1 pseudogene is annotated in these 243 nt (G+C 67.9%); it reads left to right on the forward strand.

Annotation, left to right across the window (positions count from 1 at the left end):
- Positions 1 to 243, forward strand: a pseudogene (locus JT719_RS25080) (alpha-ketoglutarate transporter); the annotation flags it as partial.

The following is a 243-nucleotide window of genomic DNA, read 5'->3' on the forward strand; positions in this document are numbered from 1 at the left end:
GGGGCGCTGTTCGTCTACATGGTGCTGCAGCCGCTGTTCGGCGCCCTGTCGGACCGGATCGGGCGGCGCACCTCGATGATCCTGTTCGGCGCGCTCGCCACGCTCTGCACGGTGCCGATCCTGCACGGGCTGCGCGACGTGACGAGCCCCTACGCGGCCTTCGGGCTGATCATCCTGGCGCTCGCCATCGTCAGCTTCTACACCTCCATCAGCGGCCTCATCAAAGCCGAGATGTTCCCGCCG

Origin of the sequence: Sabulibacter ruber (genome assembly GCF_017355955.1) — a bacterium.
GTDB classification, from domain to species: Bacteria; Bacteroidota; Bacteroidia; order Cytophagales; family Hymenobacteraceae; genus Nibribacter; species Nibribacter ruber_A.